The following is a 26,651-nucleotide window of genomic DNA, read 5'->3' as shown; positions in this document are numbered from 1 at the left end:
ATGCAATCAAATATTGCTACAAATAAAAAAACAGGAAGCTCGGTCAATGATGCCTTTGCTTCACATTTTGCTAAATCAATGTTTTTAACTATTGCCGGACTGGCCATTTTAATGTTTATTGGCACAAGAATGTTCACGCACGTTGACTTGAATCTTTATGGATATATGGTCGGAACAATCGTCTTTATCGGCGGATTTTTCTACCGCTTTATTGCTTGGGGCGAGAGACCACCGACCAAGATTTTTATTAAAAAAGGCTTAAATCTTTTATTTCGAAAAAGTACTCCGAAAACGGCTGTTAATCATTTAGCCATTTACGATTTTATCCGAAATCGCGGGATTTACCGATGGGTACAGCATATTTTAATCGGTTGGGGCTGTGTCCTTGCGTGCTTGGTGACCTTTCCGCTCGTATTCAGCTGGATGTATTTTACGATGGAAGACAATGGCTACTATACGATCGTGTTATTTGGAATGAACGTCATGCAGGTTAAAGCCGAAGGAATTATTGCATGGTTCTCCTATAATGCACTGAATATTGCAGCTATCATGGTGACTGCAGGTGTGTGCATGGCGCTTTACCGTCGCTTAGGTAACATGCAGGCGAGAGCAGAACAAAAATTCATGTATGATTTTTTACCTCTTTATCTATTGTTATTTATATCTGTAACCGGGCTTTTACTAACCTTTCAAAACATTGTCATGCATGGCTGGATGCAGCCGCAAATGTCACTGATTCACCAATTTTCCGTAATCGTCACGTTAATTTATCTACCGTTTGGGAAGTTAGCGCATATTCCATTCCGTCCAATGAGTGTATTCGCAAGAAATTACCGTGAACATTATGCTGAGCAGCAAATGAAGATATGTAAAGTGTGCAGCGATCATTTTGTATCAGTGGAACAATCTCGTGATGTTATTCAAGTATTAGGCGCTAACGAGATCGACTTCAATATGCAAGATGGCTTTAATCTAGCTGAACTATGTCTGCCATGTCGTAGAAAATATAGAATTTCAAGATTCTCAGGCTTCGCAACTCATCAAGTAAAGGTCAAGGAGGCAAACCAGAATGCAAAAGGATAATTTTCGGAACCCAAGAGATAAATTTTTTAAAGAAGTCGAAAATGTTCGTCATCCGAATGAAACGTTTGTAAAAACTCATTGCAGTTATTGCGGGATGCAATGCGGGATGAATTTACGGGTAAATACAAAAACAAATAAAATAATTGGGGTGGAGCCTCGATATGACTGGCCAGTAACGGTCGGAAAAATGTGTCCCAAAGGGGTTACTGCTTACCAGCAAACCAACCATGATGATCGTATTTTAAAACCACTAATTCGTGATGATGCATCACTAAAGGGAACAAAAGATGGCTTTCGTGAGGCAACCTGGGATGAAGCCTATGATTTAATCGTGAAAAATTTTCAAGAGCTTCAAAAAAATTATGGTATGGATTCGCTTAGTGTCTATAGCGGTGTATCGATGACAAACGAAAAATGTTATTTATCAGGAAAGTTTGCCCGTGTCGGCTTACAGACTCGTTACATTGATTACAACGGCCGATTCTGTATGGCAAGTGCCGCAGGTGGCTTTCTGAGATCCTTTGGAGTCGACCGAGGATCAACCCTGCCCTGGACAGATCTTCATGAAACGGATTGCTTGTTTATTGCAGGAAGCAATACAGCAGAATGTCACCCAACTTCGATGTTCCGAGTGTGGGCAGTCCAGGAAAGAGGAGGCTACTTAATTGTAGCAGACCCGCGTGAGACACCCATTGCCAGGAGAGCAGATGTTCACTTAGATTTAAGACCTGGAACAGACTTAGCCCTTGCCAATGGAATTCTAAACTTACTTATTCAAAATGGCTATGCGGACGAAGAATTCGTAAATAACAATACAAATGGCTTTGAAGAAACAAAAGAATTGGTAAAAGAATTTACACCTGAATATACGAGTGAGCTTACTGGGGTTGCACCAGAAAAAATCATACGTGCAGCAGAAATCTACGGTAAAGCACCAAATGCCATTGTCATGTTTGCCCGTGGAATTGAGCAACAGCATAAAGGTGTTGATAACGTATCAGCATACACAAACATGGCCTTAGTCACAGGGAAAATTGGCCGCCCTAAAGCAGGAGTTGCTACATTTACTGGTCAAGGGAACGGTCAAGGCGGCCGTGAACACGGTCAGAAATCAGATTTACTTCCAGGCTATCGTAAGCTTACGAACCCAAAACATGTTGAGGAAGTTTGTAAAGTGTGGGGGATTACTCCTGAAGAAATGCCGGAACCAGGTGTTTCTGCTTATGAAATGTTCGAATTAATGGAGCAAAAAACAATTAGAGGTTTGTACCTGCTTTGCTCCAATCCAGCCGTATCGGCTCCAAATCTAAATTATGTACGTGAACAAATGAAAAATCTGGACTTTATGGTGTGTGCAGACTTTTACTTATCGGAATCAGCTGAGTTTGCGGATGTCATTCTTCCAACCACAACTTGGTCTGAAGACGAAGGAACAGTAACCAACCTTGAAGGACGTTGTATTAAAATTAACAAGGCACAAGAACCGCTGGGAGAATCGAAACCAGATTGGCAAATCCAAGTGGAATTATGTGAGCGTCTAGGCAGAGGAAAATACTTCTCACATTTAAAAACAGCAAGCGATGTTGGGGATGAATTCCGTTTAGCTTCTAAAGGCGGCTATGCCGACTACTATGGTATCACATGGGATAAAATCGAAAAGCAAGATGGTGTCTTTTGGCCATGTAAAGATGAAAATGATCCAGGAACACCCCACATGTTCTTAGATAAAAAGTTCTATCATCCAGATGGAAAGGCAAAAATCTGTGCCCTGCCCTATCGTCCACCGGCTGAAGAGCCTGATGAAGTATATCCATTACGCTTAACCACAGGACGTGTCGTCTACCATTATCTATCTGGAAACCAAACCCGCCGGATCCAATTTTTGCGCGATATGTGCCCAGAGCCGTATGTAGAAGTACATCCAGAAACAGCTGCTAAATATAACATTGAACACGAAGAATTTGTTCGCCTCTTTACTCGTAGAGGTGAAGCGGAATATAAAGTGAAAATCACTGAAGCCATTCGAAAAGATACCGTATTTGTTCCCTACCATTTTGGTCACGATAAATCTATTAATCTATTAACGATTGCAGCGCTTGATCCTATGTCACGGATGCCGGAATTCAAAGCGTGTGCCGCTCAGATTGAAAAACTAGAAATGAAGAAGGTGCAGTAAATGAAAAAGAGGCTATATCTCGAACTTGAAAACTGTATAGGGTGCCGCTCGTGTTTGGCGGCTTGTACGCAGTGCGGAGGGCATGAGGAACGTAACCGTAACTATGTTTACGATGTGAATCCGCTTGTTAACCGTCAAACGATGCCTCTGATGTGCCTTCACTGTGTGAATCCAGCTTGTGCAAGAAGCTGTCCAGCGCAGGCGATCCAAATCCATGAAACAGGAGCCGTTCTTTCGGCTCTAGTGGAAAAGTGCATTGGCTGCCAAAACTGTACAATTGCTTGCCCGTATGGAATACCGAAGTTTGATACAGAGCAAAATTTAATGTACAAGTGCGATCTTTGTATCGACCGTACAAAGGATGGCATCCCGCCAATGTGTGCAAGTGTTTGCCCGTCTAATACATTACAATGGCTGTCAGATGAAGAAATTGAAGCGAAACAAAAGCAATTTAACTTAGATAATGGTAAATGGGTAACAAGTATGCCCTATTTAGAAGGCGAAACAAATGTAAAAGTGAATCTTCCTGGTATTCTGCAGGGCGTCACTAAATTGTTTTAGGAGGGATTCGCATGACAGATAAAAATAATAAAATCCCGTTCAAAGAAGATAATTATACACATAATATAAACCGCAATAATGAAAGAAAGCTCGACCGACGCGGATTTATGAAAACACTAGTTGGTGCGGCAGGTGTTTTCGCTGTTTCTTCACTTCCTTGGGGAGCCTTGGCTGCAAAAGAATTAACAGGATTGGGCGATAAAAAATATCCAAAGCAAAAAATTACCGATGTTAAATCTCTGCCTATCGGAGATGCAGTAGACTTTGCTTTTCCTGGTGAACATGATAGTGCTATTTTAATTAGACTCTCCGAAAATAAATATGTAGCCTACCAAAATGCGTGCACCCACTTAAGATGCCCTGTGTTTTGGAAAAAGGATGAGGGAGAAATGCTTTGCCCTTGCCATCATGGGAAATTTGATGTCGAAACAGGTGCGCCGATTGCGGGTCCACCGAGACGTCCACTTCCTGAAATTTATGTAAAAGTAGAAAACGGAGTGGTTTATGCCGTGGGGGTGAAGCGTTATGAAGCGTAGCTATTTGCCAGTTGCCCTACTACTTGCGGTGTTGATGTTAAACATTATCTTTACACAATATATGGTTCATCAATACTTCTATGAAAACTATACTAATACAATAATTGCCGCAGTCATTAACGTTATTTTATTTCCAGTCGCATTCCTTATTTATAAAAAAGGTGTGAATATCAATGACTAGTGAAACCTATATTGATTTTTGTTTTGTCCGGCCAGAAGCAGGCGGCTTTAGCCATGAAATTGATGAGTTATTGAAGAACACTTTTTCGAAAAAACGCCTAAATTGGTATCTTGAAGAAAAAACACTCGATGGGGCAGAGATGGTTATTGCTGAAATAAAAGGAATGAGTGACTGGGGTTCTGAAGAAGAAACGATTCAATTCATCGAGAAAAATGCCGATGAGAAGTTTTGGGAGTATTTGCAGGGCTTTAAGATGTTCATCTATCCTGTGAAGAGAGGATGTAACAGCTGTGGAACTCATTAAATTAGATGATTTGAACATATTTGTGGGTGTGCCGGTAACAATTGCGATTCAAGATGCGGATGGTGGAGATCAGGCGCCAGCTGTGAAGAAAACCATAAAAAAGGTGCAGTTCTGTCCTGATGGAACCCATATCCGCTTTTATTTTGATGATTTTTATTTTCTTGCGGTACCGATTTCTTGTCGAGTAAGTCAGATGGATGGACAATGGTCAGCTTCTGATTCGGAGAGCGGCTTAACGTATACTGTAAAAAAGGTACAGGTCTTTTAAAAAAGAACCTGCCTTTTTTTTATAACCGGAGGTGCGGGATGGATGTATTAAATTCAAAACAGCAGATTAGCTCTTATATTATTCATTCCCAAGAGGAAGAAATAAAACGGATTGCCTTAGAGCTGCACGAAGGTGTTGGACAAAATCTATATAGTATTTTAACAGGCTTGCAGTTTATTGAATCAGGTGCAAAAGAGCCGCATATGAAAAGTTATGTCCGCGAAATGTCGCAGTTGATTGAAAAGACCATTCAAGAAATTAGGCTTCTTTCGGTTGAATTGCATCCGCCTACCCTAACTACTCTTGGTTTACTACCAGCCATGAAGAGCTATATTAAGTTATATACATCCACGTTTGGGATCCTAGTGGATTTAGATTCAACGGGTGAAGAAAAGTGGATATCTGAAAAAAATAGGATCACGGTATTTCGTGTATGCCAGGAGGCACTTGCCAATATTGCCAAGTATGCAGATACATCCAATGTAAAAATGAATTTTATTTGGTCAGAGCAAGAGCTGAAAATTTCCATTTATGATTTCGGCAGAGGGTTTCAACAGGACGAAAACGATTTCATTAATCCTTCATCAGGTATTGCGGCCATGAAAGAACGAATGCTTCTGACTGGCGGACAGTGTACCATTTCTTCTAAAATAGGAGAAGGAACATCCATAGTGCTAGCCCTTCCGTTAGTAAATAGGGATTAAAGGGGAGTTAAGAGTGATAAAGATTCTGTTGGTTGATGATCATGCCGTAGTTAGCATGGGTTTAAAAATGCTTTTGAACACAAATCCTGAAATGGAAGTAATTGGTGAAGCATCAGAAGGCAATGAAGGAATCAAAAAAGCCTTGAAGTTAAAACCGGATGTCGTAGTCATGGATTTAAGTATGCCACATGGAAAAGACGGCTTGTCGGCAACGACCGAATTAAAAAAGCTAAAGCCGGAAATAAATATTTTGATCCTCACGATGCATGATGATGAAGAATACCTTTTTCGAGCAATTCAAGGGGGAGCTTCAGGCTGTATTTTAAAAAGCGCCCCACATGATGAACTAATGTCAGCAATCGAATCAGTTGCAGTCGGGGATGCCTATTTACATCCATCTGCACAGAAGCGATTGATGGAAGAATATTTGAGCAGCGTAAAACAAGATGGGAATGATACATATAATCTTTTATCCGAGCGGGAGAAAGAAGTTCTAACACTTATTGCTAAAGGGTATTCCAATAAGGAAATTGCTGAACAGCTGGTAATCAGTGTAAAAACGGTCGAAACCCATAAAGGTAACTTGATGGAGAAACTTCAGATGAAAACCAGACCTGAGTTAGTGGAATACGCAGTTAGGAAAGGTTTATTAGGTTATGGTATTTAAGGAGAGTTACTTGGGATGAAAGAGATTATGGAACTGCAAGAGGTTATCAAGGTTTGCGACAGTCTTATGGCTGTGGTAGGCTGCGAATTTGTAGCCTTGGCGTTGCAAAATGAAGTGGGCCCGGATGTTAGGTGGCATTATGCATCCGCCAATTTAAATGATAAATACAAAAGAATAACCGTCCGTTTCGGTAAAGGGATCGCGGGAAAAATAATCTCAAGCGGCAGTCCGATGATGATAACAGATTTTCCGAATGGAGTTATCGGAAAAGTAACAGATTATCCAATTATGCTTGCTGAAAAACTTGTTTCCTCCTTTGCCGTCCCTTTATTTTTTAATGCTGTACCAAAAGGAGTTTTGCTCATTGGTAATAGGAGAGCCTCAACGTTTACTGAACAAGATCAGCAGTATGTAAGAGAATCCGCTCAAGCCTTGGAACAGATATTAAAGGAGCAGATACTATGAAAGATGCAGGGGGATGTTAATGAACAAGAAAATGGACCAGCCTGCAAATAATCTCGCAGACCTTGAGATAGAATTAAAAAGATCGATGCAAGAATTGGTAGATATAAAATTTGCGCTCGATGAATCTTCTATTGTTGCCATCACAGATTCTCGGGGGATGATTACATATGTAAATGATCAATTTTGTCATATCTCGAAATATTCCAGAGAAGAACTGCTGGGTCAAGATCATCGAATTGTGAATTCCAGGTACCATTCAAAAGAATTTTTTAAAAAAATGTGGAAAACAATTGGTTCCGGTGAAGTCTGGAAAGGTGAAATTTGTAACAGGGCAAAAGATGGTACAAATTATTGGATGGATACCACGATTGTCCCTTTTTTAAATGAAAAAGGAAAGCCTTATCAATACTTAGCGATTCGTTATGAGATCACTGAGCGAAAGCGAGTCGAACGAGAACTTCAAAACATGATGACAACCATCATCAATGTTCAAGAAGAAGAACGTAAGCGTTTGTCGCGAAATTTACACGATGGCATAGGTCAAAATCTTTATAGTCATTTAATAACGATAAATCGACTCCTTGCTGAAATGGATCATCCGCTTCTTTCGCAGATGCAAACAGAAGCAACCCAGTTAATCGAAGAAATCCGCGAAATCTCATGGGAGCTGCGGCCGTCGGTATTAGATGACCTAGGTTTAGTACCAGCCATTCGCTCATTTCTATCACGTTACTCTGACCATTATAGTATTGATGTTTATTTTGAATGCGTGCTAAATCGCCGCCTGAACATCAGCATTGAACTTACGATTTACCGGATTATTCAGGAGGCGCTAACAAATATCCGAAAATATGCAGAAGTTACCGAAGCAACAGTTACTGTTAGAGAGCTGGATGATATCGTCCGGGTTATGGTTGAGGATAAAGGAAAGGGTTTTGAGATTAAAAATCAATCCGTGGGTGTAGGTTTGTTTAGTATGGATGAGCGTGCTCGCTCTGTCGGAGGAGAACTATTTATTAGTTCTTCCCCTGGGATGGGAACCAAAATTATCTTAGAAGTACCCATCACTATTATAGAATAGAAAAAGAACCAGGCAATGTTTTGCGCCTGGTTCTTTACTGTTATATTTTAAAAGAACTTTTTAAGGAAACAATCCTGTTAAATACTAACTTATCGACTGTCGTTTCTTTGGGATCGACGTTGAAGTAACCGTGTCTAAAGAATTGGAATTTTTCCTGCGGTCTGCTTTCCTTCATGTTTGGTTCTACAAAACCTTGTAACACCTCAAGTGAATGTGGATTAACGTTATCAAGGAAGGATTTTTCAGCCCCGTCAGCTTCATCAGCTGTATCCAAAATAAGCGGCTCATAAAGTCGGAATTCAGCAGGAACTGCATGGGCTGCTTCCACCCAATGAATGGTTCCTTTTACTTTTCTGCCTGTAAAACCTGTACCACTTTTTGTTTCAGGGTCATAGGTACAGCGCAGTTCGACGACCTTACCATTTGGATCTTTGACAACTTCTTCACATTTAATGAAATAAGCGTTTTTAAGGCGGACCTCATTGCCAGGGAATAGACGGAAATACTTCTTAGGTGGTTCCTCCATGAAGTCGTCTTGTTCAATATAGATTTCACGAGAGAATGGAATTTTCCTTGATCCCATCTCAGGATTTTCTGAATTGACTTCGGCATCAAGCAATTCAATTTGTCCTTCTGGATAATTCGTGATGACTACCTTTAATGGGTTGATTACACCCATGGTACGAGGTGCTTTTAATTTCAAATCTTCACGGACAAAATGTTCAAGCATTTGTGAATCAACTGCACCTGAACCCTTATGAACGCCAGTTTCACTGACAAAAGCACGAATCGATTCTGGTGTAAATCCTTTTCTTCTCATCCCGGAAATCGTCGGCATACGAGGATCATCCCAGCCATCAACAAATCCCTCGTCAACCAATTGCTTCAACTTTCGTTTACTCATCACAGTATTGGTTACATTTAAGCGGCCAAATTCAATTTGTTGTGGGATGCTTTCCATTTCACAGTTTTCAACAATCCAATTATAAAGGGGGCGTTGGTCCTCAAATTCAATCGTACAGATCGAATGAGTTACCCCTTCAATCGCATCTTCGAGTGGATGAGCAAATGCGTACATTGGATAAATGCACCATTTATCACCCGTGTTGTGGTGCGTCGCATGTGCAATTCGGTAAATAACTGGATCACGTAAATTAATATTTGGTGATGACATATCAATCTTTGCCCGCAGGACCTTTTGACCGTTGTCGTACATACCATTTCGCATATTTTCAAATAATTCAAGGTTTTCTTCTATGGAGCGATCGCGATAGGGGCTATTTTTGCCGGGCGCGGTAAGTGTTCCACGGTATTCACGAATTTCATCCGCTGACAGGTCATCAACATAGGCTAATCCTTTTTTAATTAAAAGAACCGCTCTCCTAAACATTTCTTCAAAATAATTCGATGCAAATAATAAGTTATCCCATTCAAAGCCTAACCATTTTACATCTTCTTTGATCGAATTTACATATTCGATATCTTCTTTTAACGGATTCGTATCGTCAAAGCGTAAATTGGTAAGCCCGTTAAATTCATCTGCCAAGCCGAAGTTGATTACAATCGATTTTGCATGTCCGATATGTAAATAACCGTTTGGCTCTGGCGGGAACCGAGTGACGATTTTGTTGTGCTTTCCGGACTCCAAATCTTTTATCATAATATCTTTAATAAAATTTGATGTATGATTTTCCACCCTTTTCAACCTCTTTCATTCTTAACTACTACTTTATAAATAACATAAATACTGATATTTTTCCATTGTTCCCTACAATTCATGTGAAAAACACACATAAAATGGAATGTTTGCTCATTTTTTTGAAATTCGGAATTGGCAAGTGAGGTTGAAAAAGACTACAATGGTTTCTTGAAGATATATAAAGGAAGGGGAAGTACAATGATTAACTTTGGTACAGTCGGAACAGGGTGGATTACTGAATCATTTATCCAAGCAGCACAACTTAGCGGTCAATGGCAATTAACTAGTGTCTATTCCAGAACAGAGGATAAAGCGAAACAATTTGCAGATACATATAACATTCCTAATTTTTATACAGATCTAGAGGAGATGGCGTCAAGTTCTGAAATAGAAGCTGTATACATAGCATCGCCAAATTCAGTCCATTTTGACCAGACACTAATGTTTTTGAAAAATAAGAAACACGTGATCTGCGAAAAACCGATATTTTCAAATAGTGCAGAGTTGGCGAAGGCATACCAGACAGCGGCGGAAAATGGGGTTTATTTATTTGAAGCAATTCGAAATGTGCATACCCCTAATTTCAAAATATTAAAGGACAAGCTCCCTATGGTCGGGGAGTTGCGAAGTACCATGTTACCATACATGAAATATTCCTCCCGTTATGATTTATTTTTACAAGGGGAGGAACCAAATATTTTTTCTGCTACCTATTCTGGTGGCGCGCTTGTTGATTTAGGTGTTTATCCACTCTATTTAGCCGTCGGGTTGTTTGGTGAGCCCAAGCAGGTAACCTATCACCCGGTCCTCCTCCGCAGCGGTGTGGATGGAAGTGGAACACTTGTGTTAACGTATGACGATTTTGTTTGTACAATCCTATGTTCGAAAATATCTCATTCGGAATTACCTTGTGAAATACATGGTGAAAAGGGAACCTTTGTCCTCGAAGATGCGGCCCCGATTTCAAAAATAACCTTCGTTGACAACCGTGGATTAGAGAGCGAGACCTTGAGTGTCGATCTAGATGAACAAAATATGGTTTATGAATGTAAGAATATTGCCAGGATTATTGAAACCGAAAATGATCAAGAATATCAGCAATTAAAAAGTTGGAGCGAAATTGTCCTTCGAATCACAGAAGAAGCACGGAAACAGAATAATATTTTATTTGCTTCAGAAAAATAGAAACAAAAACAGGCCAGGGGATACATCCTCTGGCCTTGTCTTATGGGGTTTTCTTCAATGGTAATGAACTTAATTGACGTTTTAAAGAATGGTTATGTGAACTCTTTATGAATTCAATATTCTCAATGACTTTTATCACATTCCATGCATTGTATGTTCTTTATAGTTGATGTAACAGGATTGGAGGAAACCCTTATGAAGTCAAAAGCGTGGTATAAGAAACAGCTGAAACGTAAGCCTGTGCAAATTACAAGATATACTGTTCAGGGCTTGTTTCTGCTGTTTTTACTATATGTTGGTCTGCAGTTTTATCAATTTTATCTGCATTTTGAAACCCTCGGAAAAACTCCTTTCGTTGAACGGCCATCTGCGGTCGAAGGGTTTTTGCCAATCAGCGGCTTGGTCGCCTTAAAGGTATGGCTGACGAGTGGAGAGTTTGATGTGATTCATCCTGCGGGTCTGGTTTTACTAGCATTTTTTGTGGGTGCAGGAATTATTCTTCGTAAGTCGTTCTGCAGCTGGATATGTCCTGTTGGAACATTTAGTGAAATGATTGGCTGGTTTGGCAGAAAGATGTTTAAAAGAAATTTTGAAATTCCACGATGGGTAACTTGGCTTTTAGCACCTATTAAATACTTATTGATGCTCTTTTTTGTCCTAATGGTTGTTCAAATGCCTGCTTTTACTGCTAAAAGCTTTCTCGAGGAGCCGTATAATAAGGTCTCTGATGTGAAAATGCTTCTTTTATTCACCAATCTTGGCGGCTTTGCCTTGAAGTTTATTATTGTGATCTTCATCTTGTCATTATTCTTTAGAAACTTTTGGTGCCGCTTCCTCTGTCCGTACGGTGCATTAATTGGTCTTGGAAGTATCTTTAGGATTACAAAAATTGAGCGGAATGAAGATACTTGTACAAACTGCGAAATGTGTACAAAGGTTTGTCCGCAACGATTAAAGGTACACAAGGTGGAGACTGTAAATTCTCTTAATTGTTCAGCATGTATGTCCTGTGTAGAGGCATGCCCCGTAAAAGACACACTCAACATGACGGTTGCGCGTAAAAAGGTGAATAAATGGTTTGTACCAGTTACCTTCTTCGTGCTGTTTTTCGTTATTATTACTTTTGCAAAAATAACAGGTCACTGGGATTCAATCATCTCCTATGAAGAATGGAAACAACTAATCCCAGAAGCCAAAAACATAAAATAATTAGCGGTGTTTTCCCGTATGAGTGTTAAACACATAGCCCACATTTCATCATATAAATATAGAAAACTAAAATGGGTGAGTTATGATGTTTGGATCTAACAGAGAATTAATAACTTGGATAGTGCCATACCTCCCAGCTGGAGCAGAATTGGAATATCGAGATTCACAAGCGATGCTCAAATATATGGATATAGATGGGGATGGCCTATGTGAAATATTTGGGGTGTATCGTCTTAACCGAAAGCCCTATTTATTTGTTCTGAAAAATTACTTTGGTCATTTTATATATTATTATCCCATGCCTCCTGAGGTAGAGAAAAAGGCGGTCCGAGTGCTTTCAATTTTTCGAGATACAAGAGCCGTCTACCTTTTCCCAGTGGTGAAGAAAGAAATTGGCGGAAAGAAGTGGGGCTATATCGATGCGAAAGGGAAACAGATTCTTCCTAACAGCTATGAACATGCCGAGGATTTTCAGGAGAATGGTTTAGCTATTGTTGGTTTAATGGACAAATCAGGAATTATTAATGCCCAAGGGTATTTTATTGTGCAGCCCAAATACGATACAATTAATCCTTTTTCAGAAGGCCGGGCCGTTGTCAACGACCCTCAAGGATTCAAGGTGATTGATGAAAGTGGCAAAGAAATCACGGATCGGCCTTATTCGATTATTGTCGGAGAGTATAAAGAGGGGCGCGTACGTGCTGTTGAAATAGATGAGCATGGGCAGTATTTATACGGTTATTTGAATAAACGAGGGAAAGTGGTTATTCCGATAACCTTTGAAACCGCAAGTGATTTTGATCAGGGGAAAGCAATTGTAAAAACAAAAGATGGCAGTTTTCAATTAATCGACCTTACCGGAAAGACATTACAATCGTACCCTTATGCTTATGTCAGTAATTATGGCCAAGGTTTGCTTGCATTTAAGGAAAACAACGATGGGAAGATTGGATATATCGATGAACAGGGGAAAATCGTCATAGAGCCTAAATTTTCATCTGCAGATTCATTTATAGACGGGCGTGCCATTGTTAGTTTGTCAGATAATAATAGGGAACAGTATGGCGTTATTGATCGAACTGGCCATTATGTGATTAAGCCAAACTATAACCAAATCTTATATCTAGATGAGGGACGCTTTGCCATCGGGAAAGAGATGGATCCGAAACTACCCTGTAGGAGGTTTATTTACGCCTTAGCAGATTCGGGTGGTCATATCCTTACAGGATTTATCTTTAATGGAATCACCAAATTTCAGGACGGCCTTGCCTCTGTCTCCGATGCTCAGCATACTTACTTTATTGACAAACTTGGAAAGAGAATCGAACAGCTGCCAATGGTAAGGGGCAGCGGCTCGCTTAGTTTTGAGAAAACGTTAATCAAAGGTGATGTTGACGAGCGCCTGCACTATTTTAATCGAAATGGTGAGTTACTCTGGAAGCAAGCCACGATTGTTCCGCTAAATAATAACTACTCAATTGTCGAGCAAAAATATAAGCCGAATAAGGATTATTTAGTCTATTTCCCGCAGATTGAAGGTATGAAAATTCATCATGAAAATGTAAATCATGCTTTAAAGGAGCTAGCGGGGGTAAAACCCATGCCGGCACACACACAATTGGAATCGAATTATACGGGGGATTTTGAGGTTACCCTTTACGAGAAAAATTTACTGGTCATTAAGATAACAGGGTATGACTACCCGTTTTGTGCCGCTCACGGTATGCCAGTGGAAAAATATACTCATATTAACCTAAAAACAGGCTCGATCTATCAATTAAAAGACCTCTTTAAGTCTGGCAGCCCGTATGTGAAAGTTATCAGTGATTTGATTGGTGATCAAATAAAAAGTAATGAAAAATATTCATCTTACTTATTTCCTGATGAGTACCATGGAATCCAAGCTGATCAGCCATTTTTTATTAGTGAGGCGGGCTTGAATATCTACTTTAATCCATATGAAATCGCCGCTTTTGCAGCTGGTTTTCCTACCTTTACCATCCCTTTTGAGGACCTAAAGAATATCATTAATGCTAACAGCGAATTTTGGAAATCGTTTCATTAATAAAGGCAGGAATCAAACCTGTCTTTTTTTCATGGATTCTAATGAAAAAGAATGAAATAATGGTGATACAGTCAAGAATAGTGTCTAGGGGAGTGTATTGGAATGAAGATTTTTGATGTTTCTAGAAAGCTAATAAACGGGATGCCAGTTTGGCCGGGTGATACCGCCTTTAAATACGAGGTCTCATGGCCAATGGAGGAAAGCGGCTCTGTTAATGTTGGCAGACTCGAATTAAGTACCCACACGGGAACACATGTGGATGCTCCGTTTCATTTTGATAACGCGGGAAAAAAAATCATTGAGTTGGACCTTAATCTATACATCGGTCCAGCGAAAGTTATTGATATGATTGGAAAGGAAAGCATTGGTGCAGCTGATTTAAGAGAGATGGATCTTGATGGGTGCAAACGGGTGTTGTTCAGAACCCTTGCGTGGGAAAATCCCAATCAATTCCCTGAAAAGATCCCACATATTGAGCCAAACTTAGCTCCTTTCTTAGGAAGGAAAGGGATTCAGCTTATCGGCTTGGATATTCCATCTGTTGATCCAATCGACAGTAAAGAGCTGCCTGCCCATCATAGTTTGAATGAACATGGCATTCACATCCTAGAGTCACTAATGCTCGATGAAATCGAACCAGGAGATTACGAACTCATTGCCCTGCCGCTCCCATTAGTCGAAGGAGACGGGAGTCCAGTTCGCGCAGTCCTGCGTCAGAAATGAAATGGTGTCAGGCACCATTATGGATAAAAAAGAAGCGTGAATCTCAACTGGATTCACGCTTCTTCTGTTAAAGGCCACAATCAGATTTGTTTGGTTTAAGAAATAACACATCAATCTAAAAGGAAAAACCTCCAAAGTCTCTTCGTCCTAAGTATGTTTTCTACGAAATACTAGCCAGTAACTCCCCAGTCCGAAGATAAAAAATAAACCGACCAAAACAGGAATAACATAATAGGAATACACAGTGTATTGAGCCGTATTTATCGTACTTATTCCAAACTCAAACTTGATATAAATCAATTTCATTAAAGAAGAATGGTGATAAACTGAAGCATAAACTTAAACTCTTAACAAAGGGGAGCGAGAACTATGTTTGAAATAGTTGATAAAAAAGCAGTCATGGATATCCGCGAGCGCATTGCAAAGGGGGAACATCCGCGACGAGAAATAATAAATTTTGTGAAAGCTGCACCTGTAGGAACCTTATTTGAAATTCATTTGCCACATCGTGGTGAACCGCTTATTGGCAGTTTACAATCATTAGGTATGAATGTAATTGTCAACGAAATTGAACCCATGCATTTTAGACTAATGGCAATAAAGTTAGATGAAATTAACTAATACCTGCGATCTGCTTAAGCCGGTGCAACTCTAGAATCTGTATTTGGCGGCGTCCGACCATGCTAATCAGCTTTTGCGACATGAACGACAACAACTTTCTGCTTACCGATTCTGGAGTTGTTCCAATATAACTAGCTAAATCCTTTTTTGTGATTGGCAAGGAAAAGGTCCCGTTCTTAGCAATCATTTTATCATGAAAGAGAATAAGTGCTCTTGCAAGCCGTTGTTCAACCTCTAGTAAACTTAGGAAACCAACCGACTCATCTGCTTCAAATAGCCTGTCGTTTACGGCCAGTAAGAATTGGTAAGACAACTCCGCGTTATTTTCCATTGTTTTAAGAAAGTCCTTTTTTTCGATATAACAAATAACCGTTTAAGATCCCACGGCTTCTGCATTCATATAGTGTTTTTCATTTTTTAATAATGAAAATAACCCAAAGAAGTCCCCAGGGAACAGCAATCTAACAATTTGTTCTTTCCCTTCTGGGGACATTTTTGTTAACTTGATCAGTCCTTCATTGACAACGAATAATGTTTCAGAATGTTCTCCTTCTCGAAAAATAAATTCTCCTTTCACAAAGCTTCTGCTTCTTGTTACCTTTTGCAGCTGTTGACGATCCGCTTCCTTCATTCCTTTAAAAACAGGTACGGATGTAATGCACGATGATTCCTGAGAGCAGCAATGGTTACAACACATTCTTAAGTCACTCCTCCACATTTCTATTAACTTGATAGTATCTGTTTTGATCAATCCTTGTAGTGATTTACATCAATTCTGCTTTTCTTGATATAGATCAATGTTAATGAGAACGATTCGCATTACAATAAAAAAAACAAGAGGTGATTGATTCGAATGAGTATCATGGAATTGGCATTGAATGAGGTCGCATGCTCAGGATGTATCGGGAAGATTAAAAGAGAGATGCAAAGAACCAATGGGATTGAAAAAGTAAAGATCATGTCCGGTAGTGGAAAAATCAAAATAAGCTTCAATGAAAATATTATTCATTCGGAGGAAATTAATCGTAATCTGTATAAAATGACTTTGCGAACATTTGATTAAAGGCTGCTCCTTGTGGGCAGTTTTTTTTTGAAAATAAAAACTATATTAAGAACGGAAAATTCGTTATAATATTAACGTTAAAGAACCAAGGATAAGAGGTTGTAATAATTTTCCCTTACAGATAAATAATAAACAAAAAGGGAGGGATTTTTTTTTGGAGCGCAATCAGGATAGTAAATTTGAAGAAACCTTTCTTCCAGTGACCTCAATCGGCAGTGGAGTTGGAATGGCAATTTTGCCTGATATTTATTGTTACACCGACAAAATCGTGAACCTAGTAGTTGTAGGCAACCCGAATGAGTCGGAGGATTTTGTTTTAATTGACACGGGCATGCCAAAGTCAGCAAATGAAATAATGGAAATGGTTGAAGAACGTTTTGGTGAGGGTGTCCTTCCTAAAGCAATCGTATTAACGCATGGACATTTTGACCATGTTGGATCTGTGGCTGAATTGTTGGAGGAATGGGAGATTCCGGTTTATGCACATGAGCTGGAAATTCCTTATTTGACTGGAAAGTTAGATTATCCGCCGGGTGACCCTAATGTTGATTGTGGACTTGTTGCAAAAATGTCGCCGATGTTCCCCAACCATGGAATTGATATTAGTGCGCATGTTCATATGCTTCCTGCAGATGGAACCGTTCCAAATATGCCTAATTGGAAGTGGGTACATACACCCGGGCATACGCCGGGACATATCTCCTTATTCCGTGAACAAGACCGGACACTGATTGCCGGAGATGCATTTGTGACGGTAAAACAAGAATCCCTTTATAAGGTAATGACGCAAACACAAGAGATTAGCGGTCCCCCAAAATATTATACAACTGACTGGGATGCTGCTTTTGAATCTGTAAAAAAGTTAGAGGCACTCAAGCCGCAAGTAGCAGTGACTGGTCATGGACTTCCGATGAGTGGGGAGGACCTAGCAGAAAATCTAAATTATTTAGTGGAGCATTTTGCTGAAATTGGCCGGCCTGACAGTGGGAAATATGTGAATTAGTAATTTCTGAAGAAACTAGGGCTGTTGACTCATGCAGCTCTTTCATATCACTTTCTCGTTCGTTTTTAAGAACAAAAGAAAAACTCTTTAGGTATCAGCATAAATATCATTAGAAATAATGGAGACTAATTGAACTAATTCATTTGAGGTGGAAATAATGAGACTCTGTTTCTTTTTACTAGTTGCTGGACTGTTGGATGCTGTTCTAACCCATTTTGGAATTGTTTCAGGTATTGTTGAAGAGGGAAATCCAATGATGAAGCTTGTAATTGAAAAAAGCTGGTCCTATTTTTACATCATAAAAATCTTTCTGCCCCTCTTGTTGCTTGGTTTGTTCTACTTGCGACCACTAAAAGGGTGGATTCGGACTCTTTTGGTTTCCACCTGTGTTCTTTATCTCTCCGTCTTGGTTTATCATATGGTGTGGATTGTCCTCTACTTTAATACTGCATCATGACTTTTCCTCTATTCCCAACTAGACACTCCAAGGTTATTCAGTTAGTATCAATACGATATGGAAAGACAAATAATAAGAAAAATGATTTTTATATAAAGGAGTTCAATATGTTAAATACCCTAAAACCATACTTGCAGGAAGCCTGGGAAAAGTCAGGATTTCAACAACCGACTTCCATTCAAGTTGCCGCTATTCCAATGATTCTTGAAGGCAAGAATTTAATTGCCGAGTCACCGACAGGTACTGGAAAAACGCTAGCATATTTGCTGCCATTGTTAGATAAAATGGACCCAAGTTTACAATCTCTCCAAGCGGTTGTGTTAGCTTCTTCGCAGGAGCTGGTGATGCAGGTCTATCAAGAATTTCAAAAATGGTCGGAAGGCAGCGGAATAAGGGGCACTTCAATTATCGGCGGAGCCAATATGAAACGCCAGCTTGAAAAATTAAAGAAACGCCCGCATGTTATTTTTGCAACACCTGGTCGTCTATTTGAACTGATCAAACAGAAAAAGGTGAAAATGCATGAAGTAAAATTGGTTGTTCTCGATGAGGGTGATCAATTACTTATTCACGAGCATCTTAATACAGTCCAAAACATTGTGAAATCAACCATGAGTGACCGCCAAGTTGTTTTGTTTTCTGCTACAATGAAACCGGCAACAGAGAAATTGGCAAAAGAAATGACGAAGGACCCGGAAGTTCTTCGCATCGAAAAGGATGAACTTGCTTCGTCTGGAGAAGTCGAGCATATTTATTTTTCATGTGATCCAAGAGATAAAATCAAGCTCCTCGAAAAAATCACGCGCTTAGAAAATAGTAGATCGCTTGCGTTTATTAATGATATTGGTGAAATTGAAGTATTTAAGGAAAAATTACATTTTAAAGATTTATCGATCGGAATCTTGCATAGCGACATGAAAAAGCTCGAAAGGCAGGCTGCATTAAAGTCTTTCCGTGATGGCAAAATGAACATGCTAATTGCTACAGATGTGGCGGCGAGAGGACTTGATATCCAAGGGGTTACCCATGTGGTCAATATTGATTCTCCGAAGGATATATCGCAATATGTGCACAGAGCTGGAAGAACAGGAAGAATGGGTGCAAATGGGATTGTAATCTCGCTTGTTACCGAAAGGGAAGAAAGAGAATTGAAACAGTATTGCCGTGAGTTAAACGTTCCGTTGCATAAAAGAGTGTTTTACAAAGGTCTGATTTCTGAAGAAGGACAAAGAGACCAGAAAATACGGAGATAATGTATGGTGGCTTGAAGAAGCTGCCATCATCGAGATTCAGGAAAAGTTTGGAAATGGCGAACTTACATCCAAAGAACTAGTATTATGAGCAAATGACTAAATTTAGAAAAAGCTCCAGTCCTCAAAAAAGAATAAGACTAATTATTTTCACTCATACTATCAATGTATTTCTCGAAAAAGGAGATGGTAGTGTGGGAAGACAGAAGCTTGGTAATCAAAATGCTCAGCGTAATAATAATCGCAAAAAACCAATGAGAGATAGTGAAGAACTGGTTGAATTTACAACTGGAGAAGCACTAAAACATAACCGTCCAAATAGTAAATAACAAAATGCGCCTCCTTCTTGAATAGGGAGGCGCATTTTTTTATGGGAAATCATCACATTTATAGATATCTTGTTAAACACGACGAAAATCACTCTTCTGCAAGTAATTTAAGTGCTTTTTTAGCGGGGCCCTCAATAACATCGCCTGAATAAGCATAACGTGAACCGTGGCACGGGCAATCCCAAGATTTTTCAGCATGATTCCATTCACACTCACAGCCAAGATGGGTGCAGGTGGTGTCGACAACATATAGTTTACCGTTTTCATCCTTATAACCGCCGGCCCTTTTTCCGTTATACATGACAACGGAGCCTTCACCCACCTGTAAATCATCTGCGGACTTATCCGTATACTCAAGTTTGCCTTTAATTAGATGTTTAGCCACATCTGCATTGGTTGTGATGACACTCTTTAAGTCGGGATCAGCTTGGAATCGGGACGGTGAATAGAGCTTCATATATGGGTTGTCCCTTTCCATAACATAATCGGTCAACAAGTGACCCGCGAGAATCCCTGTTGTCATCCCCCATTTTTTATAACCCGTGGCCACTAAAACATTCTCACGGCCTTCAGTATAATGTCCAATATATGGAAGTTTGTCTAGTGTAACCATATCCTGGGCAGACCAGCGATAATCGTACTCCTTAATCCCAAAAACCTCTTCAGCAAACGTTTCGAGTGCTTCATAATGCTTCAGCGTGTCCATTCCTTGCCCCGTTTTATGATTTTCACCACCGATGATCAATAACTTTTCCTTTTCCCCATTAAGCGGTGTATAACGAATCGATCGAGGTGGGTTATCGGCGCTGATATACATGCCACCAGGGTAGTCCTTATCTGTTTTTATCCCGATTGCGTAAGACCTGCTCGCATACATTCTCGCAAAGTAAAGCCCTGGTTTATCATAAAAAGGGAAATGGGAGGCAATAATCACATGCTTGCATGATACTCTTTGTCCAGACTTAGTAACAACTTTTGGTTCCGTATCATCGTCCTCAATGTCTGAAGCGACTGTATTCTCATAAACAGAACAGCCCGCCTTAACCGCATCATCTAATAGTGCTTTTAGAAATTTAAGCGGATGATATTGCGCTTGATTGCGCATCATGAGAGCGCCTTTTGCAGGAATATTAAAGGGGATCGTATCCTTTAAAGCCCCATCGATTTCTAGACTTTTATACGCTTCCCATTCCGTTTTAAGCTTGTCGACATACTCATCCGTCGTTGCATAAACATAGGCGTCTTGCTTACTGAAATCACAATCAATTCCTTTTTCCTCCACGCAGCTTTCGACAAATCGAATGGCATTCATATGTGATTCATAATAAAGCCTTGCTTTTTCTATTCCAAAATGATTTATTAATTCATCATAAATAATGCTATGCTGTGCCGTTAATTTTGCAGTTGTGTGGCCAGTAGTCCCATTCAAGACACCACCTGCTTCTAAGAGGGCCACCTTTAAGCCTTCCTTTGACAGCAAATAGGCAGCGGTAATTCCAGATATCCCGGCACCAACAATCGCAACATCCACAGAAAGATCTTGTTCTAATGAATTAAAAGGAGGTAATTCTATTTCACGCCAATACGTTTTTGGGAATTTTGGGATTTTTTCAGAAGAACTCATATATACTCCTCCAGCCTAAAAAAATGACATCAAATTTAATTTTTCCAAAAGTGATAAAATTAATGTAGGTATGGAAATATTTCCTTAGTCGCAAAAAAAGAACCTTGCTTTATGCATGGTTCTTCCCGTTATATATTAAGAGGTTTAATAATGACGATCCCGTGGTCTACAGAATCTGAATTAACTTAGCAAGATGCCGACGCATATGACAAACCTTAAACTTGGCTTTGACTGAATAAGAAAGAATCATTCCTCTTTATCAATTTTTAATGGATCAATACGGGTAGAGTCTTCAGTATTTAAGGCGCTTCTGACGAAATGGAAAAATGTTCCTCCAATACAGCCGAGAAATAAGACAAAACCAATCGTTGTGACCCACCAAATAGCAGACATTGTATTCCCCCTTTGTCTAGCTTAAGTATTAACTTCTTAAGCTTTACTAAAAATATATGCATAAGGGGGGAGGATTTTTCCAATGAATCACAGAGGGAAATATACTATTTTGTTTTAGTCTTTTTTCTTAAGTGCGGCATAGTAGTCAACTTTTTTGATATTGACGCCGACAAAGGTTTCGATAATCGACTGACCGCCGGCAATCGAGAGAATTAAAATAACCACAAAGGTAATACGCGGAAAGAGCAAATAGGCTCCCCCAAGTAAAACAGCGCTCCAAACACCAGCACACCAATAACATTTCAATAAATAACCAAACATCGATGTTGGAACTTCCTTGGTTTCCACTCCATCGGCCGTTTCTACTTTTATTTTCTTAACAAAAGGTTTACGGATAAATTCAGTAATTTTATCAAAGACAATTAAATGAGTTAAACGGTAGCTAGCTAGAATTAACATGATATAGGTCATCCATGATATATCTTCCACGTCTTCAATCCTCCAAAATCCACTTGGTCTCTCCCTAATGGACAGCTCCATTTTATTTTTCATTTCCCTGTATATTTTGAGCCTGAAATCAAAATTATATATTCGGAGGAGGCGAAAAAATGAAAAAATCTTTTTGGTTTAGTTTTCTGTTTTTATTATCACTATTCTGTATTCCAAGTGTGTCTTTTGCCCAGCAAATTTACACCGTTCAGCCGGGGGACACACTTTGGAAAATCGCAGTTAGGTATCAAGTTGGAATTTCCGAAATTATTTCGGCAAACCGGCAATTTTCGAATCCAAATTTGATTTATCCTGGTCAAAAGGTAACCATCCCGAGTTTCGATGCTGTAAAAAGTACTGAAAGCCAGGTAATCCAGTTAACCAATCAGGAGCGTGCAAAAAATGGTTTGAAGGCATTAACACCTGATTGGGAGCTCTCAAGGGTCGCTCGTTATAAAGCCAATGACATGAGAGATAAAAACTATTTCAGTCATACCAGTCCGACCTATGGCAGTCCGTTTGCTATGATGAAAAGCTTTGGGATTTCCTACCGTTCAGCTGCTGAAAACATTGCTGCAGGGCAAACGACGCCGGCTTCAGTCGTTCAAGCTTGGATGAATAGCTCCGGTCACAGGGCAAATATTTTAAGCACGAGATCTACCTATATTGGGGTTGGCTACGCACAGGGTGGCTCACAAAGACACTATTGGGTACAGATGTTTATTTCTAAGTAAGACAAAAGGGTCAGTTTCTTAAGCATTTCGCTTAGGGGCTGACCCTTTCTACGTCTTAGGACCGATATGAAAATCAAGCTCAAGCGCAATTATGATAAACAATGAAAAGAGGTAAGATGAAATCAAGATAAAGAAAGGAGCAAAACAAAATGAAAAAATTTGGTTTACTGTTATCAGGTGGAATTGCAGCGATGATCTTGCTTTCCACAATTGGTCCAATGGTGGGGTTACTCGTCAGCTTAGCACTCCTATACTTCATATTCAAACAGTTCTTAAAAGCTGAATCGACAGGAGGAAAAATTGGGCTTGGGATCATTGGATTCATTGTCCTCATCGCATCGATTCATAACGCTCCAGCAATTATAGGGGTTGCAGCAGCTTATGTGTTATACCTTGTTTATAAAAAATGGAATGAGAAAAAGCACACAACCGTGAAGGAAGAAAATGACCCATTTGTTAATTTTGAAAAACAGTGGAATGAATTGAAAAATTATTAAGAAATAAAGGAGAGAATGAACATGACAAACTTATTCACAAGAATTAAAAACACGATTACAGCAGATTTACACCAGGCACTTGATCAAAAAGATAAACAAAATCCAATTGCTTTATTAAATCAATACCTACGCCAGTGTGAGCAAGAAACAGAGAAAGTTAGAAAGCTATTAGAACGTCAATACACACTGAAAGATGAATTTACAAGAGAATATCAGCAAGCTTCCCAGTTAGCTGAAAAAAGAAAGTATCAAGCTGAAATTGCTTCTAAAGCAGGCGAATCAGAACTTTATCAGTTTGCTTCAGCAGAGCATCAGCAATATGCAGACCGTGCAAGCCGCTTGAGTGCATCACTTGAACAAGTAAAGAGTCAACTAGTAGAATTAGAAAGAAAGTATGAAGAAATGAAGCACAAGCTAAAAGATATGCACCTAAGACGGATGGAATTAATGGGCCGTGAAAATGTAACACGAGCGAACCTCCAAATCAACCAGGTGCTTGATTCTAATACGTATTCAGATAAATCCTACTCGAAGTTTAAAGATATTGAAAACTATCTTGACCGCTTAGAGCATCAAGTGAATAGCTCATACTACCGTAATACAATCGATGCTCGTGTCGCACAACTAGAAAAAGAAATGAAATTGGAAGAAAGCAAGTCCATTTAAATACAAAACATGATATGCTAAATAAAAAAGCGGAAGCGCCCCTAGGCGCTGGAGCTAGACACTAAAGGCGTAGGATTTCTGCGCCTTTTGGCCATAAACAATAATAATACAAACTATAAAAGAGTTATCCAGATGGTTATAAGGGAGGGTGGACCATGTTTAAAAATACTAAAAATGATTATATAGGCTGGCTGGTCATTATCGGTGCGATCATTTTAGTCATGGAAATACTATTTTTTAACAGTGGGCTAATTTTCTCTCTTTTTATCTCTGGAGGCATGATTTACCTCGGCCGCAAACGAGCGGGGAAAAAGAAGGGGAAAATACTTTTTATCGGCGGGATTATTTTCTTAGTCCTTAGTCTCTTAAATATGATGACGTTTAAGTTTTTACTAGTCGCGATATTACTGCACTTTTTTATTCAATTTTTAAATGCCAAAAAGAAACCTAAGAAAATCTCACCTGAAATCACGGGAATCGAACCAACCTCCCATGAAGAAACAGTCATAAAGTCAGAACCTTTGTTTGAAAATATCGTCCTTGGCCAGCAAAAAACCCCCCCGGGTGCCTACGAATGGAATGATGTAAATATCCAGGCAGGGATCGGTGATACCATTATTGATCTGAGCTTTACGATGCTGCCTAAAGGGGAAACGGTTATCTTTATTCGCAATCTGATTGGGAATATTCAAATCCTTGTTCCTTATGATATTGATGTTAGTGTCCAGCATTCATGCATCATGGGTTCAACGACTGTTTTCGAGCACCACGACTCTAAACTTTTCAATCGAGTATTACACCTAAAAACAGCAGGATATGAGACAGCTGAACACAAAGTGAAAATTTTCACCTCGCTCATGGTTGGAAATTTAGAGGTGAGCCGGATATGAGCACAACCCAGCGAAAAATTTTCTGGAGTGTTGGCTTTTCCTTTTTCCTTGCGATTATTGTCAGTGCCATTTTTATCTTCGTTTTCCCACTAAGCAGTTGGGCGGAATTGTGGAGTAAACATTTCATGAATGTTCCGTTTGTAATCTTTATCCCTGCCTTTAGCATTGCCGTTGGGATTCTCTTAGGTGCCGTCTCTGGGGTGTTTTGGAGAAGGCAGTTTCTATCCATTGAACACTCCTTGCATCTATTAGAGGAAGGAAAACAAATAGAAGTAGTTAAGGAGAAACCTGCTATCTCAGAAATGCAGCTCATTGCAAACCGAATTGAGAAAATCGGCAAACAAATGTCCGAACAAGCGAAGCTTTCGCAGCGATTAGCCACTGAAAAAGTGGAAGACCTAGAAGGAAGAATCCAAGAAATTATTGAACAGGAACGGAACCGTTTGGCCCGTGAACTGCATGATTCTGTCAGTCAGCAATTATTTGCTGCTTCGATGATGATGTCAGCAATCAACGAAACTAAACAGCAATCACCAGTAGAAAATGACCGCGAAGCGAAACAATTGAAATTAGTCGAAGAAATGATTCACCAATCACAGTTGGAAATGCGTGCCCTGCTTTTACATTTACGGCCCGTTGCCTTAAAAAATAAAACACTTCAAGAAGGAATTGAAGAGCTATTAATCGAATTATCACAAAAGGTTGAGATGAATATTAAATGGAAGACAGAGGTTTTTCCGTTAGATAAAGGAGTAGAGGATCATCTTTTCCGTATACTCCAAGAGTCGATCTCAAATACGTTAAGACATTCGAAAGCCAATAAACTCGAAGTTCTGATGGTAAAACGGGATGATCTAGTCATCTTAAGGATTATTGATGACGGAATAGGTTTTGATGTAAACGAGATGAAAGCAGGTTCCTATGGAATGCAAAATATGCATGAGCGTGCAGTAGAAGTAGGCGGCACGTTAAAAGTGGTTAGTGTAAAAAATCAAGGAACAAGGCTGGAAGTGAAGGTTCCGGTGATGATTAATGGAGATGGTGCCAATGATTAGAGTCGTATTTGTTGATGATCATGAAATGGTTAGAATCGGAGTTTCTTCTTATTTATCAGCGCAGCCAGACATTGAGGTAGTTGGAGAAGCTGACGATGGAAAAAAAGGTGTGGAGCTTGCCCTCGAACTTCGCCCTGATATCATTCTAATGGATTTAGTAATGAAGGAAATGGACGGGATTGAAGCCACAAAGCAAATCATTGAACAGTGGCCGGAAGCAAAGGTCATTATCGTGACAAGCTTTTTGGACGATGAAAAAGTTTATCCTGCACTTGAAGCAGGGGCAACCAGCTACATGCTGAAGACCTCTAAAGCGGGTGAAATTGCGAATGCAGTCCGTGCTACATACCATGGACAATCAGTCCTTGAACCGGAAGTAACCGGAAAAATGATGGTAAAAATGCGCCAAAAAAATACACATATGCCACACGAAGACCTTACCACCCGTGAAATTGAAATATTATTATTAATGGCAGAAGGCAAAACCAATCAAGACATTGCTGATGAGTTATTTATTGCCCTCAAAACCGTCAAAACCCATGTCAGTAATATTTTGAGTAAGTTGAACGTCCAAGATAGAACGCAAGCGGTCATTTATGCATTTAAGCATTCATTAATTAAATAAATCTCTAAGACTTTCCTAAAAAGGAAGGTTCAGACTGTCGACAAATCC

33 protein-coding genes are annotated in these 26,651 nt (G+C 39.6%); 27 read left to right on the top strand and 6 right to left on the bottom strand.

Annotation, left to right across the window (positions count from 1 at the left end; all coding sequences use genetic code 11):
• The 11 genes from J7E67_RS22790 to J7E67_RS22740 are packed head-to-tail and all read left to right on the top strand — an operon-like array spanning position 1 to position 8,026.
• Positions 1-1,083: a hypothetical protein gene (locus J7E67_RS22790; protein ID WP_214715293.1), complete on the top strand. Its 1,083-nt coding sequence runs from the start codon at positions 1-3 to the stop codon at positions 1,081-1,083.
• A complete protein-coding gene (locus J7E67_RS22785; protein ID WP_214732885.1) occupies positions 1,070-3,259 on the top strand; it encodes a molybdopterin oxidoreductase family protein in 2,190 nt (729 codons plus the stop codon). The genes J7E67_RS22790 and J7E67_RS22785 overlap by 14 nt, the downstream gene beginning before the upstream one ends.
• On the top strand, positions 3,260-3,820 hold the full coding sequence (locus J7E67_RS22780; protein WP_075687583.1) for a 4Fe-4S dicluster domain-containing protein: 561 nt from the start codon (positions 3,260-3,262) through the stop codon (positions 3,818-3,820).
• An 11-nt stretch (positions 3,821-3,831) separates the two neighbouring features.
• Positions 3,832-4,356 carry a QcrA and Rieske domain-containing protein gene (locus J7E67_RS22775; RefSeq protein WP_168242184.1) on the top strand — a complete coding sequence of 175 codons (525 nt, stop codon included), beginning with the start codon at positions 3,832-3,834 and terminating at the stop codon, positions 4,354-4,356.
• Positions 4,346-4,537: a hypothetical protein gene (locus J7E67_RS22770; protein ID WP_214715297.1), complete on the top strand. Its 192-nt coding sequence runs from the start codon at positions 4,346-4,348 to the stop codon at positions 4,535-4,537. Before J7E67_RS22775 ends, J7E67_RS22770 begins: the two co-directional genes overlap by 11 nt.
• On the top strand, positions 4,530-4,841 hold the full coding sequence (locus J7E67_RS22765; RefSeq protein WP_214715299.1) for a hypothetical protein: 312 nt from the start codon (positions 4,530-4,532) through the stop codon (positions 4,839-4,841). The genes J7E67_RS22770 and J7E67_RS22765 overlap by 8 nt, the downstream gene beginning before the upstream one ends.
• The gene (locus J7E67_RS22760) at positions 4,828-5,109 is read left to right on the top strand and encodes a hypothetical protein (RefSeq protein WP_214715301.1); all 282 of its coding nucleotides are present in this window, start codon (positions 4,828-4,830) and stop codon (positions 5,107-5,109) included. The genes J7E67_RS22765 and J7E67_RS22760 overlap by 14 nt, the downstream gene beginning before the upstream one ends.
• 38 nt (positions 5,110-5,147) lie before the next feature.
• The gene (locus tag J7E67_RS22755) at positions 5,148-5,813 is read left to right on the top strand and encodes a sensor histidine kinase (protein ID WP_214715303.1); all 666 of its coding nucleotides are present in this window, start codon (positions 5,148-5,150) and stop codon (positions 5,811-5,813) included.
• Positions 5,814-5,826: 13 nt separating this feature from the next.
• Entirely contained in the window at positions 5,827-6,480 is a 654-nt protein-coding gene (locus tag J7E67_RS22750; RefSeq protein ID WP_308161468.1) for a response regulator, read from the top strand.
• Positions 6,481-6,495: 15 nt separating this feature from the next.
• Positions 6,496-6,945, top strand: coding sequence for a GAF domain-containing protein (locus J7E67_RS22745; RefSeq protein WP_214715305.1), 450 nt, complete (start codon positions 6,496-6,498; stop codon positions 6,943-6,945).
• A 31-nt stretch (positions 6,946-6,976) separates the two neighbouring features.
• On the top strand, positions 6,977-8,026 hold the full coding sequence (locus tag J7E67_RS22740) for a PAS domain-containing sensor histidine kinase (RefSeq protein ID WP_214715382.1): 1,050 nt from the start codon (positions 6,977-6,979) through the stop codon (positions 8,024-8,026).
• Positions 8,027-8,066: 40 nt separating this feature from the next.
• On the opposite strand, the gene J7E67_RS22735 is transcribed toward J7E67_RS22740, so the two are convergent.
• Complete coding sequence (locus J7E67_RS22735; protein ID WP_214715306.1) at positions 8,067-9,722, bottom strand: glutamine--tRNA ligase/YqeY domain fusion protein; 1,656 nt, start codon at positions 9,720-9,722, stop codon at positions 8,067-8,069.
• A gap of 204 nt (positions 9,723-9,926) precedes the next feature.
• On the opposite strand from J7E67_RS22735, the gene J7E67_RS22730 reads away from it, so the two are divergent.
• The 5 genes from J7E67_RS22730 (at position 9,927) to J7E67_RS22710 (ending at position 15,528) form a co-directional block, all read left to right on the top strand.
• Complete coding sequence (locus J7E67_RS22730; RefSeq protein ID WP_214715383.1) at positions 9,927-10,910, top strand: Gfo/Idh/MocA family protein; 984 nt, start codon at positions 9,927-9,929, stop codon at positions 10,908-10,910.
• A gap of 195 nt (positions 10,911-11,105) precedes the next feature.
• On the top strand, positions 11,106-12,119 hold the full coding sequence (locus J7E67_RS22725) for a 4Fe-4S binding protein (RefSeq protein WP_214732884.1): 1,014 nt from the start codon (positions 11,106-11,108) through the stop codon (positions 12,117-12,119).
• Positions 12,120-12,204: 85 nt separating this feature from the next.
• Positions 12,205-14,184 (top strand): WG repeat-containing protein, encoded by a 1,980-nt coding sequence (locus tag J7E67_RS22720; RefSeq protein WP_251026934.1) that lies wholly within the window; start codon positions 12,205-12,207, stop codon positions 14,182-14,184.
• 102 nt (positions 14,185-14,286) lie between these two features.
• A complete protein-coding gene (kynB, locus tag J7E67_RS22715) occupies positions 14,287-14,907 on the top strand; it encodes an arylformamidase (RefSeq protein ID WP_214715308.1) in 621 nt (206 codons plus the stop codon).
• Positions 14,908-15,276: 369 nt separating this feature from the next.
• Positions 15,277-15,528 carry an amino acid decarboxylase gene (locus tag J7E67_RS22710; protein ID WP_214715309.1) on the top strand — a complete coding sequence of 84 codons (252 nt, stop codon included), beginning with the start codon at positions 15,277-15,279 and terminating at the stop codon, positions 15,526-15,528.
• Here the strand turns inward: J7E67_RS22710 and J7E67_RS31470 are convergent.
• On the bottom strand, positions 15,521-15,859 hold the full coding sequence (locus J7E67_RS31470; protein WP_251026933.1) for a Crp/Fnr family transcriptional regulator: 339 nt from the start codon (positions 15,857-15,859) through the stop codon (positions 15,521-15,523). The genes J7E67_RS22710 and J7E67_RS31470 overlap by 8 nt on opposite strands.
• 42 nt (positions 15,860-15,901) lie before the next feature.
• Positions 15,902-16,225, bottom strand: a complete 324-nt coding sequence (locus tag J7E67_RS31465) for a Crp/Fnr family transcriptional regulator (RefSeq protein ID WP_251026932.1) — start codon at positions 16,223-16,225, stop codon at positions 15,902-15,904.
• 156 nt (positions 16,226-16,381) lie between these two features.
• Here J7E67_RS31465 and J7E67_RS22700 point away from each other — a divergent pair, with 156 nt between their 5' ends.
• The 5 genes from J7E67_RS22700 (at position 16,382) to J7E67_RS31905 (ending at position 19,630) form a co-directional block, all read left to right on the top strand.
• The gene (locus J7E67_RS22700) at positions 16,382-16,591 is read left to right on the top strand and encodes a heavy-metal-associated domain-containing protein (RefSeq protein WP_088085779.1); all 210 of its coding nucleotides are present in this window, start codon (positions 16,382-16,384) and stop codon (positions 16,589-16,591) included.
• Positions 16,592-16,745: 154 nt separating this feature from the next.
• A complete protein-coding gene (locus J7E67_RS22695) occupies positions 16,746-17,594 on the top strand; it encodes an MBL fold metallo-hydrolase (protein ID WP_251026931.1) in 849 nt (282 codons plus the stop codon).
• A 157-nt stretch (positions 17,595-17,751) separates the two neighbouring features.
• Positions 17,752-18,051 (top strand): DUF5658 family protein, encoded by a 300-nt coding sequence (locus J7E67_RS22690; RefSeq protein WP_214715310.1) that lies wholly within the window; start codon positions 17,752-17,754, stop codon positions 18,049-18,051.
• 107 nt (positions 18,052-18,158) lie between these two features.
• Complete coding sequence (locus J7E67_RS22685) at positions 18,159-19,304, top strand: DEAD/DEAH box helicase (protein WP_214715312.1); 1,146 nt, start codon at positions 18,159-18,161, stop codon at positions 19,302-19,304.
• Positions 19,305-19,495: 191 nt separating this feature from the next.
• The gene (locus tag J7E67_RS31905) at positions 19,496-19,630 is read left to right on the top strand and encodes a hypothetical protein (protein ID WP_282599650.1); all 135 of its coding nucleotides are present in this window, start codon (positions 19,496-19,498) and stop codon (positions 19,628-19,630) included.
• 88 nt (positions 19,631-19,718) lie between these two features.
• Here J7E67_RS31905 and J7E67_RS22680 read toward each other — a convergent pair whose 3' ends face one another.
• The 3 genes from J7E67_RS22680 to J7E67_RS22670 all read right to left on the bottom strand — a co-directional run bounded on the left by J7E67_RS22680 (position 19,719) and on the right by J7E67_RS22670 (position 22,136).
• Positions 19,719-21,254, bottom strand: coding sequence for an FAD-dependent oxidoreductase (locus J7E67_RS22680; RefSeq protein ID WP_214715313.1), 1,536 nt, complete (start codon positions 21,252-21,254; stop codon positions 19,719-19,721).
• 246 nt (positions 21,255-21,500) lie between these two features.
• A complete protein-coding gene (locus J7E67_RS22675; RefSeq protein WP_214715314.1) occupies positions 21,501-21,647 on the bottom strand; it encodes a hypothetical protein in 147 nt (48 codons plus the stop codon).
• 114 nt (positions 21,648-21,761) lie between these two features.
• On the bottom strand, positions 21,762-22,136 hold the full coding sequence (locus J7E67_RS22670) for a DUF1360 domain-containing protein (protein ID WP_214715315.1): 375 nt from the start codon (positions 22,134-22,136) through the stop codon (positions 21,762-21,764).
• Positions 22,137-22,255: 119 nt separating this feature from the next.
• Between J7E67_RS22670 and safA the strand changes: the two genes are divergently transcribed.
• From safA to J7E67_RS22640, 6 genes are all read left to right on the top strand, one after another.
• The gene (safA, locus tag J7E67_RS22665; RefSeq protein WP_214715316.1) at positions 22,256-22,870 is read left to right on the top strand and encodes a SafA/ExsA family spore coat assembly protein; all 615 of its coding nucleotides are present in this window, start codon (positions 22,256-22,258) and stop codon (positions 22,868-22,870) included.
• A 149-nt stretch (positions 22,871-23,019) separates the two neighbouring features.
• The gene (locus tag J7E67_RS22660) at positions 23,020-23,367 is read left to right on the top strand and encodes a lmo0954 family membrane protein (protein WP_214715317.1); all 348 of its coding nucleotides are present in this window, start codon (positions 23,020-23,022) and stop codon (positions 23,365-23,367) included.
• Between the two features lie 21 nt (positions 23,368-23,388).
• Entirely contained in the window at positions 23,389-24,033 is a 645-nt protein-coding gene (locus tag J7E67_RS22655) for a PspA/IM30 family protein (protein WP_088085787.1), read from the top strand.
• A 155-nt stretch (positions 24,034-24,188) separates the two neighbouring features.
• A complete protein-coding gene (gene liaF, locus J7E67_RS22650; RefSeq protein ID WP_214732883.1) occupies positions 24,189-24,923 on the top strand; it encodes a cell wall-active antibiotics response protein LiaF in 735 nt (244 codons plus the stop codon).
• On the top strand, positions 24,920-25,978 hold the full coding sequence (locus J7E67_RS22645; RefSeq protein ID WP_214715319.1) for a sensor histidine kinase: 1,059 nt from the start codon (positions 24,920-24,922) through the stop codon (positions 25,976-25,978). Before liaF ends, J7E67_RS22645 begins: the two co-directional genes overlap by 4 nt.
• Complete coding sequence (locus tag J7E67_RS22640) at positions 25,971-26,603, top strand: response regulator transcription factor (RefSeq protein WP_088085790.1); 633 nt, start codon at positions 25,971-25,973, stop codon at positions 26,601-26,603. Before J7E67_RS22645 ends, J7E67_RS22640 begins: the two co-directional genes overlap by 8 nt.
• Positions 26,604-26,651 lie beyond the last annotated feature (48 nt).

The organism is Bacillus sp. ISL-46 (assembly GCF_018613205.1).
This window is presented reverse-complemented; position numbering and strand designations above follow the sequence as displayed.

Bases quoted from the DNA above. Each gene is read 5' to 3' on its own strand.
- J7E67_RS22710 (WP_214715309.1), top strand. From the start codon at position 15,277: ATGTTTGAAATAGTTGATAAAAAAGCAGTCATGGATATCCGCGAGCGC.
- J7E67_RS22775 (WP_168242184.1), top strand. From the start codon at position 3,832: ATGACAGATAAAAATAATAAAATCCCGTTCAAAGAAGATAATTATACA.
- J7E67_RS22780 (WP_075687583.1), top strand. From the start codon at position 3,260: ATGAAAAAGAGGCTATATCTCGAACTTGAAAACTGTATAGGGTGCCGC.
- kynB (WP_214715308.1), top strand. From the start codon at position 14,287: ATGAAGATTTTTGATGTTTCTAGAAAGCTAATAAACGGGATGCCAGTT.
- J7E67_RS22770 (WP_214715297.1), top strand. From the start codon at position 4,346: ATGAAGCGTAGCTATTTGCCAGTTGCCCTACTACTTGCGGTGTTGATG.
- J7E67_RS22660 (WP_214715317.1), top strand. From the start codon at position 23,020: ATGAAAAAATTTGGTTTACTGTTATCAGGTGGAATTGCAGCGATGATC.
- J7E67_RS22720 (WP_251026934.1), top strand. From the start codon at position 12,205: ATGTTTGGATCTAACAGAGAATTAATAACTTGGATAGTGCCATACCTC.
- J7E67_RS22680 (WP_214715313.1), bottom strand. From the start codon at position 21,254: ATGAGTTCTTCTGAAAAAATCCCAAAATTCCCAAAAACGTATTGGCGT.
- J7E67_RS22640 (WP_088085790.1), top strand. From the start codon at position 25,971: ATGATTAGAGTCGTATTTGTTGATGATCATGAAATGGTTAGAATCGGA.
- liaF (WP_214732883.1), top strand. From the start codon at position 24,189: ATGTTTAAAAATACTAAAAATGATTATATAGGCTGGCTGGTCATTATC.
- J7E67_RS22725 (WP_214732884.1), top strand. From the start codon at position 11,106: ATGAAGTCAAAAGCGTGGTATAAGAAACAGCTGAAACGTAAGCCTGTG.
- J7E67_RS22700 (WP_088085779.1), top strand. From the start codon at position 16,382: ATGAGTATCATGGAATTGGCATTGAATGAGGTCGCATGCTCAGGATGT.
- J7E67_RS22790 (WP_214715293.1), top strand. From the start codon at position 1: ATGCAATCAAATATTGCTACAAATAAAAAAACAGGAAGCTCGGTCAAT.
- J7E67_RS22765 (WP_214715299.1), top strand. From the start codon at position 4,530: ATGACTAGTGAAACCTATATTGATTTTTGTTTTGTCCGGCCAGAAGCA.
- J7E67_RS22690 (WP_214715310.1), top strand. From the start codon at position 17,752: ATGAGACTCTGTTTCTTTTTACTAGTTGCTGGACTGTTGGATGCTGTT.
- safA (WP_214715316.1), top strand. From the start codon at position 22,256: ATGAAAAAATCTTTTTGGTTTAGTTTTCTGTTTTTATTATCACTATTC.
- J7E67_RS22745 (WP_214715305.1), top strand. From the start codon at position 6,496: ATGAAAGAGATTATGGAACTGCAAGAGGTTATCAAGGTTTGCGACAGT.
- J7E67_RS22685 (WP_214715312.1), top strand. From the start codon at position 18,159: ATGTTAAATACCCTAAAACCATACTTGCAGGAAGCCTGGGAAAAGTCA.
- J7E67_RS22675 (WP_214715314.1), bottom strand. From the start codon at position 21,647: ATGTCTGCTATTTGGTGGGTCACAACGATTGGTTTTGTCTTATTTCTC.
- J7E67_RS22655 (WP_088085787.1), top strand. From the start codon at position 23,389: ATGACAAACTTATTCACAAGAATTAAAAACACGATTACAGCAGATTTA.
- J7E67_RS22785 (WP_214732885.1), top strand. From the start codon at position 1,070: ATGCAAAAGGATAATTTTCGGAACCCAAGAGATAAATTTTTTAAAGAA.
- J7E67_RS22645 (WP_214715319.1), top strand. From the start codon at position 24,920: ATGAGCACAACCCAGCGAAAAATTTTCTGGAGTGTTGGCTTTTCCTTT.
- J7E67_RS31465 (WP_251026932.1), bottom strand. From the start codon at position 16,225: ATGTGTTGTAACCATTGCTGCTCTCAGGAATCATCGTGCATTACATCC.
- J7E67_RS22740 (WP_214715382.1), top strand. From the start codon at position 6,977: ATGGACCAGCCTGCAAATAATCTCGCAGACCTTGAGATAGAATTAAAA.
- J7E67_RS22755 (WP_214715303.1), top strand. From the start codon at position 5,148: ATGGATGTATTAAATTCAAAACAGCAGATTAGCTCTTATATTATTCAT.
- J7E67_RS31470 (WP_251026933.1), bottom strand. From the start codon at position 15,859: ATGGAAAATAACGCGGAGTTGTCTTACCAATTCTTACTGGCCGTAAAC.